Below are 17749 nucleotides of genomic sequence, written 5' to 3' on the forward strand. Positions count from 1 at the left end.
AAACTTTTACCCGGTTTTACTTCATAATCCTCGCCATCACATGGTATCGGGGATCATCTACATCTTCTTCGATCACGTTTGCAAGTTTAGGTGATGCCTTTACCATTAGATTTTTGCAATCTTCACTCAGGTGTTTTAGGGTTACTTTTTTCCCTGCAGTCTCATATTTCTCCACCAGAACGAATAAAGCTTCCAGGGCCGAGTGATCGGAAATTCTCGACTCTATAAAATCGATCTCCACATTTTCAGGATCATTGGCTACATCAAACTTATTGTTAAAGGCCTGGATGCTTCCAAAAAACAGAGGCCCCCATATTTCATATACTTTGGTACCGTCTTCTTTGATCGTCTTTCGGGCCCTGATACGTTTGGCATTTTCCCATGAGAACACAAGGGCTGAGATGATCACTCCGGCAATTACCGCAATGGCCAGGTCAAAGATCACTGTAAGCGAGGAAACTGCTATAAGAACAATAGCATCACTTAGCGGGATCTTATTCAGGATACGGAAGCTACTCCAGGCAAAAGTACCTATAACCACCATAAACATTACTCCCACGAGCGCAGCAATGGGCACCTGTTCTATCAATCCGCTGGCAAAAAGGATAAACAATAAAAGAGTTATTGCCGCAACAATACCCGATAAACGCGTACGCCCGCCGGATTTTATATTGATGATACTCTGTCCTATCATGGCGCATCCTCCCATTCCTCCGAATAGTCCTGTAATGATATTGGCTCCTCCCTGGGCCATACACTCCCTGTTACTACTTCCACGGGTTTCTGTGAGTTCATCGATCAGGTTGAGGGTCATCAGGGATTCTATCAGTCCGATAGCCGCCAGAATAAGCGCATAAGGGCCTATGAATTTTAAAGTTTCAAGATTAAGCGGGATGGCAGAAAACAGTTCGGTTTGGAACTGAGGCAGGCCACCTTTCAGGCCTTCTCCCCCGCCATCACGTATAAAAGATCCTACGGTAGCCACTTCCAGGTTTCCGAGGATGACAATGGCAGAAACAACAAGAATAGCGATAAGGGCTTCCGGTAATTTTTTAGTTATTCGCGGTAGCCCCCACATGATTAGCATGGTCAGGGCCACAAGGCCTATCATCATCCAAAGGTCAGCTCCTCCCATCCAGGTCCTTTCTCCGTTGATCGTTTCTTTAAACATTCCGAGCTGCGACAGAAATATAACAATAGCCAATCCGTTTACAAATCCCATCATTACCGGATGCGGGATCAGACGTACAAATTTCCCCAGTTTAAGTACACCGGCAAGCATCTGAATGATCCCCATTAAAATTACCGTAGCGAACAGATAATAAAGTCCGAGGTTCTCCCCTTCAGCTCCGAGGGCATTACCTTCCCGTACCAGATCTACCATTACTACCGCCAAAGCTCCTGTAGCTCCGCTTATCATTCCGGGGCGTCCACCAAAAACAGCGGTAATAAGGCCTATCATAAAAGCAGCGTACAAACCTACCAAAGGATCTACTCCCGCAACAAAGGCAAAAGCCACAGCCTCAGGCACAAGGGCCAGTGCAACTGTGAGTCCGCTTAAAATATCATTTTTGGCATTTGCCGCTCTCTTCCTGATAAATTCTGTCATAAAAATGGCCTTTTCTGTTAAAAGCTTGCAAAAGTAGATGATTTATTTGATTAGACAAGAAATTAAAGTTTTCAAATAGTTATTTTTGGTTCGCTATTGCAATTAAAATGAGTCTAATATGAAACGATTTCTACTTCTTGTAATTCTTATTTCCGCCTGTAAAAGCCCCACCTATGAGGAAAAAGGCAGTTTCACAACTTTATTCGAAACCAGTGGAGGTACACAAACACCTACTTACGAGGAAGTGATCGATTTCTATATTGAACTCGCCAGGGAATTCCCGGAGATCAATATTCAGACCATGGGAGAGACCGATAGCGGCTACCCTCTTCATATTGTGAGTTTTAACGATGACGGAGAATTTAATTTTTCAAAAATAAGGGAACGAAAGGCCGTTATGCTTATCAATAACGGGATACATCCCGGAGAAAGTGACGGAATAGATGCAACAATGATGTTGTTCCGCGATCTGGCTACGGGTCAGATAGAAATACCAAAGCGTACGGTTCTTGTAGCTATTCCCCTTTACAATATTGGCGGATCATTGAACAGGAATTCCACCAGCAGGACAAATCAGAACGGGCCGGAAGAATACGGTTTCAGGGGGAACTCCAGGAATTATGACCTGAACCGCGATTTTATTAAAGCCGATACCAAAAACGCAAGGGCATTTGCAGAGATCTTTCATCTGGTACAACCCGATGTTTTTATCGACAATCACGTGAGTAACGGAGCAGATTATCAATATACACTTACGCACCTCTTTACCCAGCATAACAAATTAGGCGGGGAATTAGGAAATTATCTCCATACGGTGGTCATGCCGTCTCTCGAACAATCTTTAGAAGAAAAGGAATGGGATGTTACTCCTTATGTGAACGTTTTTAACCGTACTCCCGAAAGCGGGTTTTCTCAGTTTATGGATTATCCGAGGTATTCTACCGGATATACCACCTTGTGGAACACACTGGGAATGATGGTAGAAACTCATATGCTGAAACCCTATAAACAAAGAGTTGAAGGTACCTATGAGCTTATGCGAAGCATGATAGACATTACAGAAAAGGAAAGAGATACTATAAAAATGCTACGCGAAAAAGCTTTTGAGGCTTACAGGCAAAAAGATATGTATACCCTGGATTGGGCAATCGATACTACCAAAGCAAGCACTCTTAACTTTAAAGGTTATGAAGGCGAACAGATTGTCAGCGAGGTAACCGGTGCTAACAGGCTCAAGTATAACAGGGAGCGACCGTTTACAAAAGAAGTGACTTACAGGAATTATTTCAGCCCGAGGAGTGAAGTAAGTATTCCCGAGGCATACATTATTCCGCAGGGATGGTGGAATGTTATTTCCCGCTTACGGGAAAACAAAGTTGAAATGAGGGAGATTGGCCAGGATACGGTTATAACTGCCGAAAGCTACAGGATCGAGTCATACGGGACACGAAATTCGGCTTATGAAGGACATTATCAGCATTTCAACACCAAAGTAAGTTCTTCTGTGGCCGATGTAAAATTCAGAAAAGGCGATTTTATCGTTCCAACAGATCAGCCTGCATTGAGATATATTATCGAAACCCTGGAGCCTGCAGCTCCCGATTCCTTTTTTAACTGGAACTATTTTGACACGGTTCTGCAGCAGAAAGAAGGTTTTTCACCTTATGTTTTTGAAGATATCGCCAAAGAACTTCTGGCTAAGAATGAAGATCTGAGAACAGAATTTCAATCCAAACTTGAAGAAGACGAAGCTTTTGCAGGGAATTGGTATGCGCAGTTAGACTGGATCCACAAACATTCAGATCACTACGAGAAAGCGCATTTGAGGTATCCTGTTTTCAGGTTTGGAGGACCGGATCCTGGTAACGATTGATCACCACTTTAATATTCTGATAGGAATTTTTCAGTGCCTCTTTTATCTGCCCTGGCTTTTTCCATTCTACGAGCTCTATCCCTTCATCGCATTGAGGTGTTAGTTTCCCGTCATAGGAAGTATGCATCAGATACCAGTATGTTTCTTTTAATTTATAGGTTCCGTTTCTCCTGAAGAGATGATAGGTCTTAGCCAGGAATTTTTCCAGGCTTAGTCCGTTTACTCCTGTTTCTTCTTCCACCTCTCTAACGGCTGCTTCTTCCAGGCTTTCTCCTTTATCGAGTTTCCCCTTGGGTAAATCCCATTTCCCGTTTCTGAAAATAAAAAGAAGCTTCTCCTTCGGGTTTATGACCAGTCCTCCGGCAGCCACAACCAATGGCAATTTCTTCTTTAGTAATGGCAAAAGTTCCTTTTCGTTCTTATGATAAAGATGAGCCGACTTTATCTCTCCATCCTGGAGCTGACGAATAACTTCCTCAATATTAACAGATTCCAGTAAAAACAGCTTATTATCCTCTTCTTTTGTAATCTGATTTGTTAAGATGATGAGATGTTCATTAATAAAAACTTCATACATTTGCACCATGGTTTTAGATAAAGATACCGCCAAAAAAACGGCCGAACTACTCTTGCAAATTAATGCAATAAAGTTGAATCCGAAAAATCCTTTTTCCTGGGCATCGGGATGGAAATCTCCGATTTACTGCGATAACAGAATTACTTTATCCTTCCCTCCTATTCGAAATTTCCTTAGAGAGAACATGGCAAAACAGATCGAATCCGAATACGGGAGACCCGATGTAATTGCCGGTGTTGCAACCGGAGCGATCGGGATCGGAATGCTGGTGGCAGAATCTATGGGGCTTCCCTTTGTTTATGTAAGACCGGAACCTAAAAAGCACGGAAGGGGAAACCAGATTGAAGGCTTCCTTGATAACGGGCAGAATGTGGTGGTGGTAGAAGATCTGATCAGTACGGGAAAAAGCAGCCTGAATGCCGTGAAGGCCCTGAAAGAAGCAGGAGCCAATGTTAAGGGTATGATAGCTATTTTCTCTTACGGCTTCAACATTGCCAGTGAGAATTTCGAAAAAGAACAAGTTAAACTGAACACCCTGAGCAACTACAATTTCCTTCTGGAACAAGCCAATGAAACTCATTATATTAATGAGACAGAACTGGAAACCCTCAAAGAATGGAGGGAAAATCCCGCAGAGTGGTGTGTCTAACAACAGTTTTTAACCAATGAATATAACAAGTCCAAAAACAACCGTAAATAAATCGGCTCAGGAATTATTTGACCTCCTGACAGATGTAAAGAACTTTGAACGCCTGATGCCAGACAGTATCAGCAAGTTTGAAGTCCTTGAAGAGGGGAAATTTATTTTTGCTCTTAAAGGAATGCCCGAAATTACCCTTCAGCTCAAGGAAATGCAGGCACCAAATAAAATAGTTCTGGGAGCTGCCGGTGATAAATTACCTTTCACGCTTACAGCAGATATTAATGAGATTGCAGAAAACAAAAGTGAAGCACAACTCACGTTTGAAGGCGATTTCAATCCGATGATGGCCATGATGATCAAAGGCCCTATTACCAGTTTTATCGGTACGCTTAGCGAAAAAATGGGGCAACTCTAAAACAATTTTAGTGAAGCAGGGATACCTCTTTGAGGTCGAATTCCTTTTCAATTTCATCTTCCAGTAAAACCCTGAGTTTTCCGGAAGTACTGACCCCTTTGATAAAACCCATAAAGATATTTTCATCTTTCCCTTTAAAGGTAGAAGGCTTGTCCTTTCTGAAAAGCTGGGACTCATATTCGTTTAACAGCGCTTTAAAGTCCCTTTTGTTGATCACGGTTTCATATTTCTTTAAATAATACACGATCTGATGAACGATCTCTTCGTGGTTGTAATAGTTTCCGGTAATTAATTTCATGGAAGAAGCGTTCGGAAGTCCCTCAAAAGAACTTTGGTTCACATTGAGCCCGATTCCTATTACACTGGCATAAAGTTGGTTGCCTTTGATGATATTTTCTATTAAAATTCCGCAAATCTTATAGTTTGCTGACAAAATGTCGTTTGGCCATTTAACCTTTAAATCGGGAATTCCCATAGACTTTAATGCCTTTAAAATAGCCAGTGAAATAACAATACTGATATAGAATTGCTCATCCTTCTTAACATGGGAAACTCTCGTATATATACTGAAAGTAAGGTTCTTACCCGCTTCGGAGCTCCAAACCGTACCCATTTGCCCCCTGCCCGAAGTCTGATTCCGGGCTATCACAATGGTATAATCTTCAAGCGTGCTTTCCACACTTAATTTCTTTAGAAATGTATTTGTGGAATCAATGGCATCAAGTTTGATTATATTCATATTGTAATAGTTAAATCTATTATGTAATCTTATGTTAAATTGAATAGTTAAAGAAGTAAAAAAATAATAACTTTGCGTAAAATAAAAAAAATTAATGGCAATTAGCAAAAGTAGTTCAGATCAACTAATATCAGTCATTTTAAAGGGAATAGAAGAGGTAAAGGGGAAGGATATCAGTATCTTGGATTTAAGAGAAATTGAAAATACGGTCTGTGACTATTTTGTAATCTGTAACGGTACTTCAAACACACAAGTAAACGCCATTGTTAATTCTATCCAGAAAACAGTTAGCAAACAAATAAGTGATAAGCCGTGGCATGTTGAAGGCTCCAATAACGGAGAGTGGGTACTATTAGATTATGTAAACGTTGTGGTACACGTATTTCAGAAACATATAAGAGAGTTTTATGATATAGAAGGCCTGTGGGGCGATGCTAAAGTAACTTCCATATCAACTAATTATTAATATTATTTAAGACTTAAATTAATGGCAAAAGAAAGCCCAAATACTAAAAAACCGAGGTTTAACTCCTATTGGATATATGCGGTGATCCTTATTGTGATCATTGCAATGAATTATTTTTCCGGTAGCGGAGGTTGGCAAAAATTAAGTCCAACCACTCCTTCCGAGCTTCAGGAGTACCTTAAAAACGGTGATGTAGAGAAAATTTTAATTATTACCAATACAAGACAGGCAAAAGTATTTTTAAAACCGGAAGCACTTGCTAAGGAAGCTCATAAAGGAGTTGAAAGCAAATCCTTTATTCCTACCAGTGCGAAGACCCCTCATTACGAGTTAAAGTTCGGGGATCTTCAGAATTTTGAAAACGAGCTTAAGGAAACGGTTAAGGAAAACAACCTGGATACGGAGATCGAATTTACCTCAGAATCCAACTTACTGGGAGATCTCTTACTCACCTTATTACCTTTTATTCTGATTATTGGTATATGGATCTTTCTGATGCGTCGTATGTCGGGCGGAGGCTCAGGCGGTGCCGGAGCACAGATCTTCAATATTGGAAAATCCAAAGCAAAACTTTTTGATGAAAAGATTAATACCAGAGTAACATTTAAGGATGTTGCCGGTCTTGAAGGGGCTAAAGAAGAGGTTCAGGAGATTGTCGAATTCCTTAAGAGTCCTGAAAAATATACGTCCTTAGGAGGAAAAATACCTAAGGGAGCATTACTGGTAGGACCTCCGGGAACAGGAAAGACTTTATTGGCCAAGGCAGTAGCAGGCGAAGCAAAAGTACCTTTCTTCTCCCTGTCTGGATCTGATTTTGTTGAAATGTTTGTAGGTGTCGGAGCCTCCAGGGTAAGAGACCTTTTCAAACAGGCAAAAGACAAGTCGCCGGCCATCATATTCATTGATGAGATCGATGCTATCGGTAGGGCCCGTGGTAAAAACAATTTTACCGGTTCTAATGACGAAAGAGAAAACACACTTAACCAGTTATTGACCGAAATGGACGGTTTCGGAACCAATACCAATGTTATCGTACTTGCTGCAACCAACAGAGCTGATATCCTCGATAAAGCCCTGATGCGTGCGGGAAGGTTTGACAGGCAGATATATGTAGACCTGCCGGATCTGAGAGAACGTAAAGAGATCTTTGAGGTGCATTTAAGACCTATCAAGACATCAGAAACTCTCGATCTTGACTTCCTGGCAAAACAAACTCCCGGATTCTCCGGAGCTGATATAGCAAATGTTTGTAACGAAGCAGCGCTTATTGCGGCGAGAAACGGGAAAAAAGCAGTTGACAGACAGGATTTCCTCGATGCGGTAGACAGAATTGTAGGAGGTCTGGAGAAAAAGAATAAGATCATTACTCCCGAAGAGAAGAAAACCATTGCTTATCACGAAGCAGGTCACGCAACCGTTAGCTGGATGCTGGAGCACGCAGCTCCCCTGGTTAAGGTAACTATTGTTCCAAGAGGACAATCCCTCGGAGCAGCCTGGTATTTGCCTGAAGAGCGTCTGATCGTCAGACCTGAGCAAATGCTGGACGAGATGTGCGCTACCCTTGGAGGGCGTGCCGCCGAAAAAGTTATTTTCGACAAGATCTCTACCGGAGCATTAAGTGACCTGGAAAAAGTTACCAAACAAGCCAAGGCAATGGTAACCATTTACGGACTTAATGATAAAATAGGGAATCTCACTTATTACGATTCCAGCGGACAGGGTGATTACGGCTTTACTAAACCTTATAGTGAAGAAACCGCTCTTGTCATAGATAAAGAAATATCTACCATTATTGAAAAGCAGTATAAGAGAGCAATTTCATTACTGGAAGACAACAAAGATAAACTTACCGAATTAGCGGAGAGACTTCTGGATAAAGAGGTGATCTTTAAGGACGATCTTGAAAAGATCTTCGGAAAAAGACCCTTTGAAAAAGAGGAAGAGCAAGAGCTAACGGAAAATTGATTTTTCGTTAATAAATACCCAATATTTTATTTTTTGCCTATCAAAAATTTAAAATGTTGGGTATTATTTTATAAATTTACCAGAATATGTATCATAGTCCCAAATTCTAGATGAGTTTGTTCAAAAAGATTTTCGGCCTAAAAAGCAAGAGGGATTCAACTGATGGCAAACCGGTTGAAAGGGGCAAATACATGCCGGAAATTAAACTCCCGGTGGACGAGAAATTCACCATAAATTTCAAGAAAAACGGCGGAAAATTCATTTACTGTGATTCCATAGACGAGATCCTGGAAAGCTTCGATCTTATCCTCTCCGAAAATTCCTGGAAAAACACAAAATTATATTGCACGGATAAAGAGCTTCAACAGAAGTTCAAGGACTTTAAAATAAAGTTCTCAAAGAGCAGCAAGGACGCATCTGCCTTCCTGACAAGTTGTGAAAACCTGGTTGCCGATGTGGGAGGTGTGCTCATCAGCTCTAATCAGATAGGGGAATTTAAACTACACGATCTTCCCGATAACTTTATTGTCTTTGCCGCCACCAGCCAGTTGGTGGATACTATCGGTGAAGGCCTCCGGAAAATCAAGAACAGGAATAAGAGTAAGATCCCCACAAATATCACTACTATAAAGCATTTCAACATCAAGGAAGAAAAAGATTTTCTTTCATACGGAAGTAGTTCAAAAAACCTATATTTGCTGCTATTGGAAGATTTATAGAATGAGAGAACTCCTCAAACGTTCCATTACTGGAATTTTATATGTTTTTTTATTACTTGCTGCCGTTTTCCTAAGCAATGATGCTTTCGATTTCCTATTCCTTATTTTCGGACTGGTATGCCTGTATGAGTTTAAAAAGATCATAAAATTAAGTGGCTACTATATTTTTATTGCCTTCCTGATCATCTGGTGGCTGTTCATATATCTCATTAATGAAAGTGCGATCATCCGGGTATTCCTGGTAGCTTGCTGTACGGTGAATATCTTTCTGATCCTTCGCTTATTCTCCAATAACGATACGAAGTACAACAACACTCAAAAATTCATTATCAGTTTATTTTATATCGGAGGGGGGTGTATTTTCCTGACAATGATCCCTTATTTGGGAAATCATTTTGCCAAATTTTTAATTATGGGTATTTTTATAATGATTTGGGTAAATGATTCTTTTGCCTATCTGGTCGGGAAATCGATAGGAAAGACCAAATTATATGAAAGTGTATCCCCAAAGAAGACGGTTGAAGGCTTTGTGGGGGGATTTGTTTTTGCACTGCTGGCCGCTTTTCTTTTGTGGAAATACGATAAAGATCTTGAACTTAGTGAGTGGCTTATACTGGCAGTTATTGTTGTAGTAACAGGTAGCCTGGGCGATCTGATAGAATCTAAATTTAAACGAAGTGCCGGGATCAAAGACAGTGGCGCTATCTTACCAGGGCACGGAGGATTACTGGATCGGCTGGATAGTTTGATCTTTGCAGCTCCATTTGCATATTTAACGCTTCAAATTTTTAATTATGTTTCATAAAGAGGGATATATCATTATCTTATTCACCTTACTTTTTGTAATTAGTGGCGCTCTTCTTTCCGAATATTTTATCTCCCTTAACTGGGTAAAGATTACGGTTCAAATAGCCCTTATCATTTTTCTTGTATTAATTCTGCAGTTCTTCAGGAACCCTAAACGCCCTGTAAGTATAGATGAAACCAGGATCGTTGCTCCTGTAGACGGAAAAGTGGTTGTAATAGAAGAGGTTTTCGAAAAAGAATATTTTAAAGATAAGCGTATTCAGGTGTCCATTTTTATGTCTCCTGTAAACGTTCATGTTACCCGATATCCTTTAAGCGGAGTTGTAAAGTTCAGTAAATACCATCCGGGCAAATACCTTGTGGCCTGGCATCCTAAAGCTTCCGAAGAGAACGAAAGGACAACCATAGTGGTAGAGCATCGCAGGTTTGGAGACATCCTTTACCGGCAGATTGCAGGAGCAATGGCCAAGCGAATTGTCAACTACGCCAGGGAGGAGATGCAGGTGGTACAGGGAACCGATGCAGGTTTTATAAAATTTGGTTCCAGAGTTGATCTTTTTTTACCTTTGAATACTGATATTCATGTTAAGCTACATCAAAAAGTAAAAGGAGGAATTGATATTATTGCAGGCTGATGAAAGAAAAGGATACTTTAGATGAAAAATTCAGGGAAGCTGTAGAAAAGGTAAACAACTACACAGATCCGCTTCCGGCAGATCTTTTGCTTCGTTTATACGCTTACTACAAGATTGCCAACAAAAACTATAGCAATCCGGCAAGTAAAAAACCGCTTATTAATGCTTTTAAGACGAATGCCCTGTTTCAGGCCAAGAATGTAGGCGAAACAGAAGCTAAAGAAAAGTATATAGAATTGGTAAATACCTATATCGATTCGCAGAAAAAAAGCTAACCGGTCTTTTATTCAAGACCGGCCAGACTCTCTTTAATTGTTTCTATTTTGGCAAGCGCATCTGCTTCTTTTTTGCGCTCTATAGCTACCACTTTCTCAGGTGCATTATTTACAAAACGCTCATTAGACAGCTTACCTCTCACCGATTTAAGGAATCCTTCGGTATAGGATAACTCATCCTTAAGTTTTTTGATCTCTTCTTCTACGTTGATGGCACCTCCTATCGGAATAAAATACTCATTAGATTTTACCCTGAAAGACATAGCTCCGTTTACCTTCTCATCAACATAAGTAATGCTATCCAGGTTTCCGAGTTTTGAAATAACACTATCGAAGGTTGCATCAATCTTGTCATTATTGATAACAAAAAGAGATAATACCTCCTTTTTAGCAATATTCTTTTTCTTTCTGATAGTCCTTATTCCGGCAACCACTTCCGTAACTCTATTAAACCCATTTATCAGTTCCGAATCATACTCTTTTAATTCCGGCCAGGTAGAAACTATCAAAGCTTCTTCCGGTGTTCTTTCCTCAATTCGTTGCCATATCTCCTCGGTAAGGAAAGGCATAAAAGGGTGCAATATTTTGAGGTTAGCTTCGAAAAACTCTATAACAGAAGCATAGGTTTTCGCATCTATTGACTCATTATATCCAGGTTTTGCCGTTTCCAGTAACCAGGAGCAGAAATCATCCCAAACCATTTTATAGATCGCCATCAAAGCATCGGAGATCCTGTATTTATCAAAATCCACCTCGATCTGAGCTAAAGTCTGCTGGAATTTAGCTTCGTACCATTTAACACCTATTTTGGCCGATTCTGGTTGTACCTTATTCTCATCTATTTCCCATCCTTTTACCAGTCTGAAAGCATTCCATATTTTATTGGCAAACCCTGCTCCTTGCTGGCACAGGGCTTCATCAAACATCAGGTCATTACCCGCAGCAGCACTTAATAGCAAACCAACACGTACAGCCCCCGCTCCATAGTCTTCTATAAGTTTTAAAGCATCCGGGGAGTTCCCTAATTGTTTTGACATCTTTCTACGTTGCTTATCCCTTACCAGACCGGTTAGGTAAACATTGCTGAAAGGTTTGTCCTTTCTGTATTCATAACCGGAGATGATCATACGGGCCACCCAGAAAAACAGGATGTCCGGACCGGTTACAAGGTCGTTTGTCGGGTAGTAATAGTTTATTTCTTCATTTTCCGGCTCCAGGATCCCTCCAAAAACACTTATCGGCCATAGCCATGAAGAGAACCAGGTATCCAGAGTATCCCCGTCCTGATTCAGATCTGTCAGGGAAAGTTCTTTATTTCCTGTTTTTTCGATAGCCAGCTTTAAAGCCTCTTCAGCAGATTCTGCCACTACAAAATCTTCTTTCCCTTCTCCGTAGTAGTAAGCCGGGATTCGCTGACCCCACCACAATTGTCTCGAGATATTCCAGTCGCGAATGTTTTCCATCCAGTGTCTGTAGGTATTCTCAAACTTTTTAGGGAATAATTTAATTTCTTCATCTTCCAGAACTGCCTTAAGTGCCGGCTTTACAAGATCTTCCATCTTCAGGAACCACTGATCCGAAAGTCTGGGCTCTATGACAGCCTTGGTCCTTTCTGAGGTTCCCACATTGTTGATATGGGTTTCGGTCTTAACCAGATATCCTTTTTCCTCTAATTCCTTAGCGATCTCCTTCCTTGCTACAAAACGGTCTTTCCCTTTGTAGTGAAGTCCGTAACTGTTTAAAGAAGCATCTTCGTTAAAAATATCTACAACCTCAAGTTTATGCTTCTCTCCCAGGGTCTTATCGTTAACATCATGGGCCGGTGTTACCTTCAGGCAACCCGTACCGAACTCCATATCCACATATTCATCTTCAATGATCGGGATAGACCTGTTACAAATAGGTACAATGGCCTTTTTTCCTCTTAAATGCCTGTATCTTTCATCATTCGGGTTGATACAAACAGCAGTATCTCCCAAAATGGTTTCCGGTCTTGTGGTCGCGATCGTTACTTTTTCATCGCTTCCCTCTATTTTATAGGACAAATAGTATAAAAGTCCTTGTTTTTCCTCATAATTAACCTCTTCATCGGAAAGGGTTGTTTTCGCTTCCGGATCCCAGTTTACCATTCTGTACCCCCTGTAAATAAGGCCTTTTTTGTATAGATCCACAAAAACCCTGATCACAGAAGCTGACATATCGTCATCCATCGTAAACTTTGTACGGTCCCAATCGCAGGAACAACCTAGCTTTTTTAGCTGTTCCAGGATAATTCCACCATGCTTATCGGTCCATTCCCAGGCGTGCTCCAGGAACTCTTCCCTGCTAAGATCTGACTTTTCTATGCCTTCCGACTTCAGTTTTGCCACAACTTTGGCCTCTGTGGCAATAGCTGCGTGATCGGTTCCGGGTACCCAGCAGGCGTTATATCCTCTTAAACGAGCCCTTCTGATCAATACATCCTGAATGGTATTATTAAGCATATGCCCCATATGTAAAACCCCTGTAACATTAGGAGGGGGAATAACAATGGTATAAGCCTCTCTTTCATCGGGTTGTGAATGAAAAAACTTATTATTCATCCAGTATGAATACCACTTATCTTCTACCTCTAGCGCATTATATTTTGATGGAATTTCCATAGTTTGGTCTAGTTTTTGACAATAATCTGCAAAAGTAGCTATATCCTGTTAGATTATAAAAGGATTATAGTTTATTTTGATTGTTGATTAAAAAGTAGTTATTTTTACAATTCATTAAAAATTAAAAACCATGAAAAAATTTATTGCTTTAACACTTTTTGTTTTTATGGGTATGGCCCTGAACGCCCAGACAAAAGTTGCTAAAATCGAATTTAAAGAAGATACCATCGACTATGGTGAGATCGCCAAAGGTAGTGACGGGGTAAGGGTTTTTGAGTTTAAGAATACTGGTAACGCTCCATTGATTATTTCGAATGTAGCATCCAGCTGTGGTTGTACTATCCCGAAGAAACCTGAAGGACCTATTCAGCCAGGTGAAACCGGTATTATTGAAGTAAAGTACGACACCAACAGAGTTGGTCCTATTAGAAAGACCATTACGGTTACTTCTAATGCTGCAACGCCAAACATAGCGTTAAAAATTAAAGGAAAAGTTATGCCGGATAGCGGATATTAAGATATTCCGGTATTAAAATTATAAGAGCTCCGACAGCAATGTCGGGGCTTTTTTATTTAAAGGACTCTTTTGAGCTCGAAGAAGAAACGCAGCTCCACCCCCTTGCGATCAATGGTAAGCCTGATCTTTTTACCTACTCTTTCATTGAGAAGTTCATTTACTTCTTGAAGTGAATAACGATGCGTCTGTTTTCCGTTAATAGAGAGGAGTACATCCCCTATTTTCAACCCTGCCAGTGCCGCCGGGCTGTTTTCCCTTAATTCGGCTATTTCAAAAGAAGGGTGCAGGGAAAACTTAAACTGCTCTGTCAGTACTACTTTAACCGTACCGGTAGCATCAGATTCATTTCGGGCCACCACCCCATTAATATTGGAAGCCAGCTCTCTAACCAGGCGAATACCGTTATGCTGTACCTCTATCCCACTCATATTATATTTGAACGGGTCTTTAAAGTTAGAATTCTTCCGGAGGGTAACCTTATTAGACGAATAATCCAGGACCATGTGAAAACGCTTTAGTATTTCCGCACCTACACTTCCATTCCTGTTGTTCATATTCCTGACAAACTGTATAGAGAGAGAATCGGGAAAAGACACTTTTGCATCCTTAAGGCCAAAACTGCCCACCCGGAAATTATCGACCCTGGAACGTTCCCCGAAAATACTTCCGCTCAGGCCTCTTCCGAGAAAATCCTCAAACTTCCTGGTCGGGATCTTTATACCTTTCTCCTCATCTTTAAATAACCACAGCGCATCACTACTCCCGGTGTCGATCAATAATTTAACATCGATCTCCTCGGAGTTCTCTATGGTTACCTTGGATTTGAGATAGGGTTTATTCCTGAACAATTCCAGGTCAAATTCCTCGCATTTCTTACATTCCTTATATTCGTACTCTCCCTTGCGGTAAAATTTAATTTTTTTGGAAACATAATTTATATCGAGGACAAAATCCTTGATCAGGTCATAGCCTATGATCCCATGAACGGGGATCCCCAGCTTTGGTGAGAAGTTAATTTCCTTATCCAGAACGATATACAATTCCTGGTTAGGATTGTATATCCCGTCCATACGGAATTTATTCCCTTTGGAGCGGTAGGCTTTTATCGCCTCCCCTTCTCCCAGGCCTTTTAGATAGATTTCCTCTACCTGCTTTACCTGCAGTGTATCACTGTCAAATAGGTTAAAAAGAATAGGTTTATTTACACCTGTATCCAGGATAAAAGACAATTCAACTCCGTTAACCTCAATCGGAATAACCATGAGGTTATTAGCCAACTTAAACTTAATTACTTCTTTCTTTTGGTTGTCCGCCATTCTGAAACTGCCTTGTCCCCAGGCACTTGCCGTCACCAAAAAAAGTAGTATAAAACATATATTAAAAACCTTCTGCACCTCGATATTAATTTAGTTTGGACCAATTACTAATATACTAATTGAATAGATTTTTATTTATTTTTTTAACACAATTTAACTCCAATTAATCCCCGGAATTCGGAAGATTTTCTGAAATTTATTTTGCAAATTTGCAGTGCTTAAAAACTAAATTATGCCAGCAATATCAAATAAAGGCTTAAAAATGCCGGAATCTCCTATCCGTAAGTTAGTACCTTTTGCAGAAGATGCAAAGAAAAAAGGGATTAAAGTATACCATTTAAACATAGGACAACCCGATATCAGAACTCCCCAGGTGGCCCTGGATGCCATTAAAAACAACGATATAGCTGTACTGGAATACAGCAGAAGTGAGGGGTCTGAAGTCTACAGAGAAAAAATAGCTGCCTATTACGACAGCAAGAATATAAAGGTTAGCGCTACCGATATTATTGTAACGACCGGAGGGTCTGAAGCCTTGTTCTTTACCATGGGAACTATTGCAGATGCCGGGGATGAAATAATCATTCCGGAGCCTTTTTATGCAAATTACAACGGATTTGCTACCGCATCGGGGGTGAATGTAGTACCTGTTGTGTCTAAGATCGATGATAATTTTGCCCTTCCTCCTATTGAGGAATTCGAAAAACTCATCAGCCCGAAAACAAAGGCTATTCTTATCTGTAATCCCGGAAACCCTACCGGTTACCTGTATTCCAGAGAGGAGATCCTGAAACTTGCAGAAATTGCTAAAAAACACAACCTCTTCCTGATAGCAGATGAAGTATACAGGGAATTTGCTTATGACGGAGCTGAACATTACTCTATCATGCAGGTAGAAGGCCTGGAAGAGCACGCCATTATGATCGATTCGGTTTCCAAGCGTTACAGTATGTGCGGAGCGAGGATCGGTTGTATCGTTTCCAGAAATAAAGAGGTGATCGCATCGGCGCTTAAATTTGCCCAGGCGAGGTTATCTCCTCCTACTTTTGCACAAATTGCCAGTGAGGCAGCATTAGATACCCCTCAAAGCTACTTTGACGAGGTAATTACGGAATATGTGGCCAGAAGGAATACTTTGGTAAGTGAGCTTGAAAAAATAGAGAATGTAAAAGTAGCCAGGCCTAAAGGGGCATTTTACTGTATAGCTGAGCTTCCGGTAGACGATGCCGATGATTTTGCGCAGTGGTTACTGGAAAAATTCCATCTGAATAACGAAACCATCATGGTAGCTCCTGCCGCAGGATTCTATTCTACCAAAGGGATCGGAAAAAATCAGGTAAGGATCGCTTATGTTCTTAAAGAAGAAGACCTTATAAAATCGGTTGCAGTATTAAAAGCTGCCCTGGAAGCCTATAAATCCTGATATAATTTGATCATTCAAGAAAATATATCGCTTAAGGCCTTTAATACTTTTGGCATCGATGTAAAAGCCAGGTATTTTACAGAGGTTACTACTCTGGAAGATCTGAAAGCAGTTCTGACCCAAAAGGAACATCCGGATAAATTTATCCTGGGTGGTGGTAGCAATATGCTTCTAACCCGTAACATTGATGCGCTTGTGGTTTATATTAACCTCAAGGGGATAGAAGTCATTTCCAGTACGGAGGAAGAGGTAGATATAGCTGTCAGAGCGGGAGAAAACTGGCATGAATTTGTTTGCTGGTGTATAGAAAACAATTACGGAGGACTGGAAAACCTTTCCCTTATCCCCGGAAATGTGGGCACTGCTCCCATTCAGAACATCGGAGCTTACGGAGTAGAGCTTAAGGATGTGTTTATTTCCTGTCATGCCTGGCATAAAGAAAATGCAGAAGAGCAGGTATTTTCACTGGAAGATTGCAAATTCGGGTACAGGGATTCTGTTTTTAAGAATGAACTCAAGGGAAAATATATAATTACACAGGTTAATTTCCGTCTGAGCAGAAAAGATCACAAGCTGAATACCTCTTATGGAGCTATACAACAGCATTTGGAGGATTCAAATATAAACTCCCCTACTATCCGGGATGTTTCAGAAGCCGTGATCGCTATCAGGAGGAGCAAACTTCCGGATCCTAAAGAAATAGGTAATAGCGGTAGTTTTTTCAAGAATCCGGTAATTTCCCGGCTTAAATTCGATAGTTTACTGGAAAAATACCCAAATATGCCGAGTTACAGGATCTCAGATACGGAGATCAAGGTTCCGGCCGGATGGCTCATAGAACAATGTGGATTTAAGGGTAAACGCTTCGGAGATGCGGGTATACACGAACGCCAGGCACTTGTACTGGTAAATCACGGCAATGCCAGCGGGAAGGAAATATGGCAATTAGCCACCGAGATCCGCGCCACCGTAAAAGATACTTTCGATATTGATATTGAGCCCGAGGTAAATGTCATTTAAAAGATAATTCCATCAGCTTAAAGAATAAAAAAAACCCCCATCTCAAAAGATGAGGGTTTTTCGTCCCAAACTTAACTAACCTAAACTAACCGCTATTACTTCGGTAAC

Annotated in this window: 17 protein-coding genes; 12 read left to right on the plus strand and 5 right to left on the minus strand. The window is 40.7% G+C overall.

From position 1 onward, the window contains the following. Positions 1-16: 16 nt before the first annotated feature. The gene (locus GWK08_RS02790; protein ID WP_163605380.1) at positions 17-1609 is read right to left on the minus strand and encodes a SulP family inorganic anion transporter; all 1593 of its coding nucleotides are present in this window, start codon (positions 1607-1609) and stop codon (positions 17-19) included. Positions 1610-1727: 118 nt separating this feature from the next. On the opposite strand from GWK08_RS02790, the gene GWK08_RS02795 reads away from it, so the two are divergent. After that, entirely contained in the window at positions 1728-3482 is a 1755-nt protein-coding gene (locus tag GWK08_RS02795; protein WP_163605381.1) for a M14 family metallopeptidase, read from the plus strand. On the opposite strand, the gene GWK08_RS02800 is transcribed toward GWK08_RS02795, so the two are convergent. Next, positions 3448-4059, minus strand: a complete 612-nt coding sequence (locus tag GWK08_RS02800; RefSeq protein ID WP_163605382.1) for an NUDIX hydrolase — start codon at positions 4057-4059, stop codon at positions 3448-3450. The genes GWK08_RS02795 and GWK08_RS02800 overlap by 35 nt on opposite strands. A 7-nt stretch (positions 4060-4066) precedes the next feature. Here GWK08_RS02800 and pyrE point away from each other — a divergent pair, with 7 nt between their 5' ends. Next, a complete protein-coding gene (gene pyrE, locus GWK08_RS02805) occupies positions 4067-4708 on the plus strand; it encodes an orotate phosphoribosyltransferase (RefSeq protein WP_163605383.1) in 642 nt (213 codons plus the stop codon). Between the two features lie 16 nt (positions 4709-4724). Then, a complete protein-coding gene (locus GWK08_RS02810; protein WP_163605384.1) occupies positions 4725-5117 on the plus strand; it encodes an SRPBCC family protein in 393 nt (130 codons plus the stop codon). Between the two features lie 7 nt (positions 5118-5124). Here the strand turns inward: GWK08_RS02810 and GWK08_RS02815 are convergent, their stop codons facing one another. Beyond that, complete coding sequence (locus GWK08_RS02815; RefSeq protein ID WP_163605385.1) at positions 5125-5856, minus strand: biotin--[acetyl-CoA-carboxylase] ligase; 732 nt, start codon at positions 5854-5856, stop codon at positions 5125-5127. A gap of 94 nt (positions 5857-5950) precedes the next feature. Here GWK08_RS02815 and rsfS point away from each other — a divergent pair, with 94 nt between their 5' ends. The 6 genes from rsfS to GWK08_RS02845 all read left to right on the plus strand — a co-directional run bounded on the left by rsfS (position 5951) and on the right by GWK08_RS02845 (position 10723). Further along, positions 5951-6322, plus strand: a complete 372-nt coding sequence (gene rsfS, locus GWK08_RS02820) for a ribosome silencing factor (protein WP_163605386.1) — start codon at positions 5951-5953, stop codon at positions 6320-6322. A 21-nt stretch (positions 6323-6343) separates the two neighbouring features. Beyond that, a complete protein-coding gene (ftsH, locus tag GWK08_RS02825; RefSeq protein WP_163605387.1) occupies positions 6344-8287 on the plus strand; it encodes an ATP-dependent zinc metalloprotease FtsH in 1944 nt (647 codons plus the stop codon). 110 nt (positions 8288-8397) lie between these two features. After that, complete coding sequence (locus GWK08_RS02830) at positions 8398-9006, plus strand: LUD domain-containing protein (RefSeq protein ID WP_163605388.1); 609 nt, start codon at positions 8398-8400, stop codon at positions 9004-9006. A gap of 1 nt (position 9007) precedes the next feature. Beyond that, the gene (locus GWK08_RS02835; protein ID WP_163605389.1) at positions 9008-9811 is read left to right on the plus strand and encodes a phosphatidate cytidylyltransferase; all 804 of its coding nucleotides are present in this window, start codon (positions 9008-9010) and stop codon (positions 9809-9811) included. Continuing rightward, positions 9801-10448 (plus strand): phosphatidylserine decarboxylase family protein, encoded by a 648-nt coding sequence (locus GWK08_RS02840; protein WP_163605390.1) that lies wholly within the window; start codon positions 9801-9803, stop codon positions 10446-10448. The genes GWK08_RS02835 and GWK08_RS02840 overlap by 11 nt, the downstream gene beginning before the upstream one ends. Then, on the plus strand, positions 10448-10723 hold the full coding sequence (locus tag GWK08_RS02845; RefSeq protein ID WP_163605391.1) for an acyl-CoA-binding protein: 276 nt from the start codon (positions 10448-10450) through the stop codon (positions 10721-10723). Before GWK08_RS02840 ends, GWK08_RS02845 begins: the two co-directional genes overlap by 1 nt. A gap of 8 nt (positions 10724-10731) precedes the next feature. On the opposite strand, the gene GWK08_RS02850 is transcribed toward GWK08_RS02845, so the two are convergent. After that, the gene (locus tag GWK08_RS02850; RefSeq protein WP_163605392.1) at positions 10732-13365 is read right to left on the minus strand and encodes a valine--tRNA ligase; all 2634 of its coding nucleotides are present in this window, start codon (positions 13363-13365) and stop codon (positions 10732-10734) included. 130 nt (positions 13366-13495) lie between these two features. On the opposite strand from GWK08_RS02850, the gene GWK08_RS02855 reads away from it, so the two are divergent. Further along, positions 13496-13882, plus strand: a complete 387-nt coding sequence (locus tag GWK08_RS02855; RefSeq protein WP_163605393.1) for a DUF1573 domain-containing protein — start codon at positions 13496-13498, stop codon at positions 13880-13882. Positions 13883-13938: 56 nt separating this feature from the next. Here the strand turns inward: GWK08_RS02855 and GWK08_RS02860 are convergent, their stop codons facing one another. Then, complete coding sequence (locus GWK08_RS02860) at positions 13939-15198, minus strand: pepsin/retropepsin-like aspartic protease family protein (RefSeq protein WP_163606287.1); 1260 nt, start codon at positions 15196-15198, stop codon at positions 13939-13941. 232 nt (positions 15199-15430) lie between these two features. Here GWK08_RS02860 and GWK08_RS02865 point away from each other — a divergent pair, with 232 nt between their 5' ends. After that, positions 15431-16621, plus strand: a complete 1191-nt coding sequence (locus GWK08_RS02865; protein ID WP_163605394.1) for a pyridoxal phosphate-dependent aminotransferase — start codon at positions 15431-15433, stop codon at positions 16619-16621. Positions 16622-16627: 6 nt separating this feature from the next. Then, on the plus strand, positions 16628-17641 hold the full coding sequence (gene murB, locus GWK08_RS02870; protein ID WP_163605395.1) for a UDP-N-acetylmuramate dehydrogenase: 1014 nt from the start codon (positions 16628-16630) through the stop codon (positions 17639-17641). The last annotated feature ends 108 nt before the right edge of the window (positions 17642-17749 follow it).

Origin of the sequence: Leptobacterium flavescens (genome assembly GCF_010671605.1) — a bacterium.
GTDB lineage: Bacteria > Bacteroidota > Bacteroidia > Flavobacteriales > Flavobacteriaceae > Leptobacterium > Leptobacterium flavescens.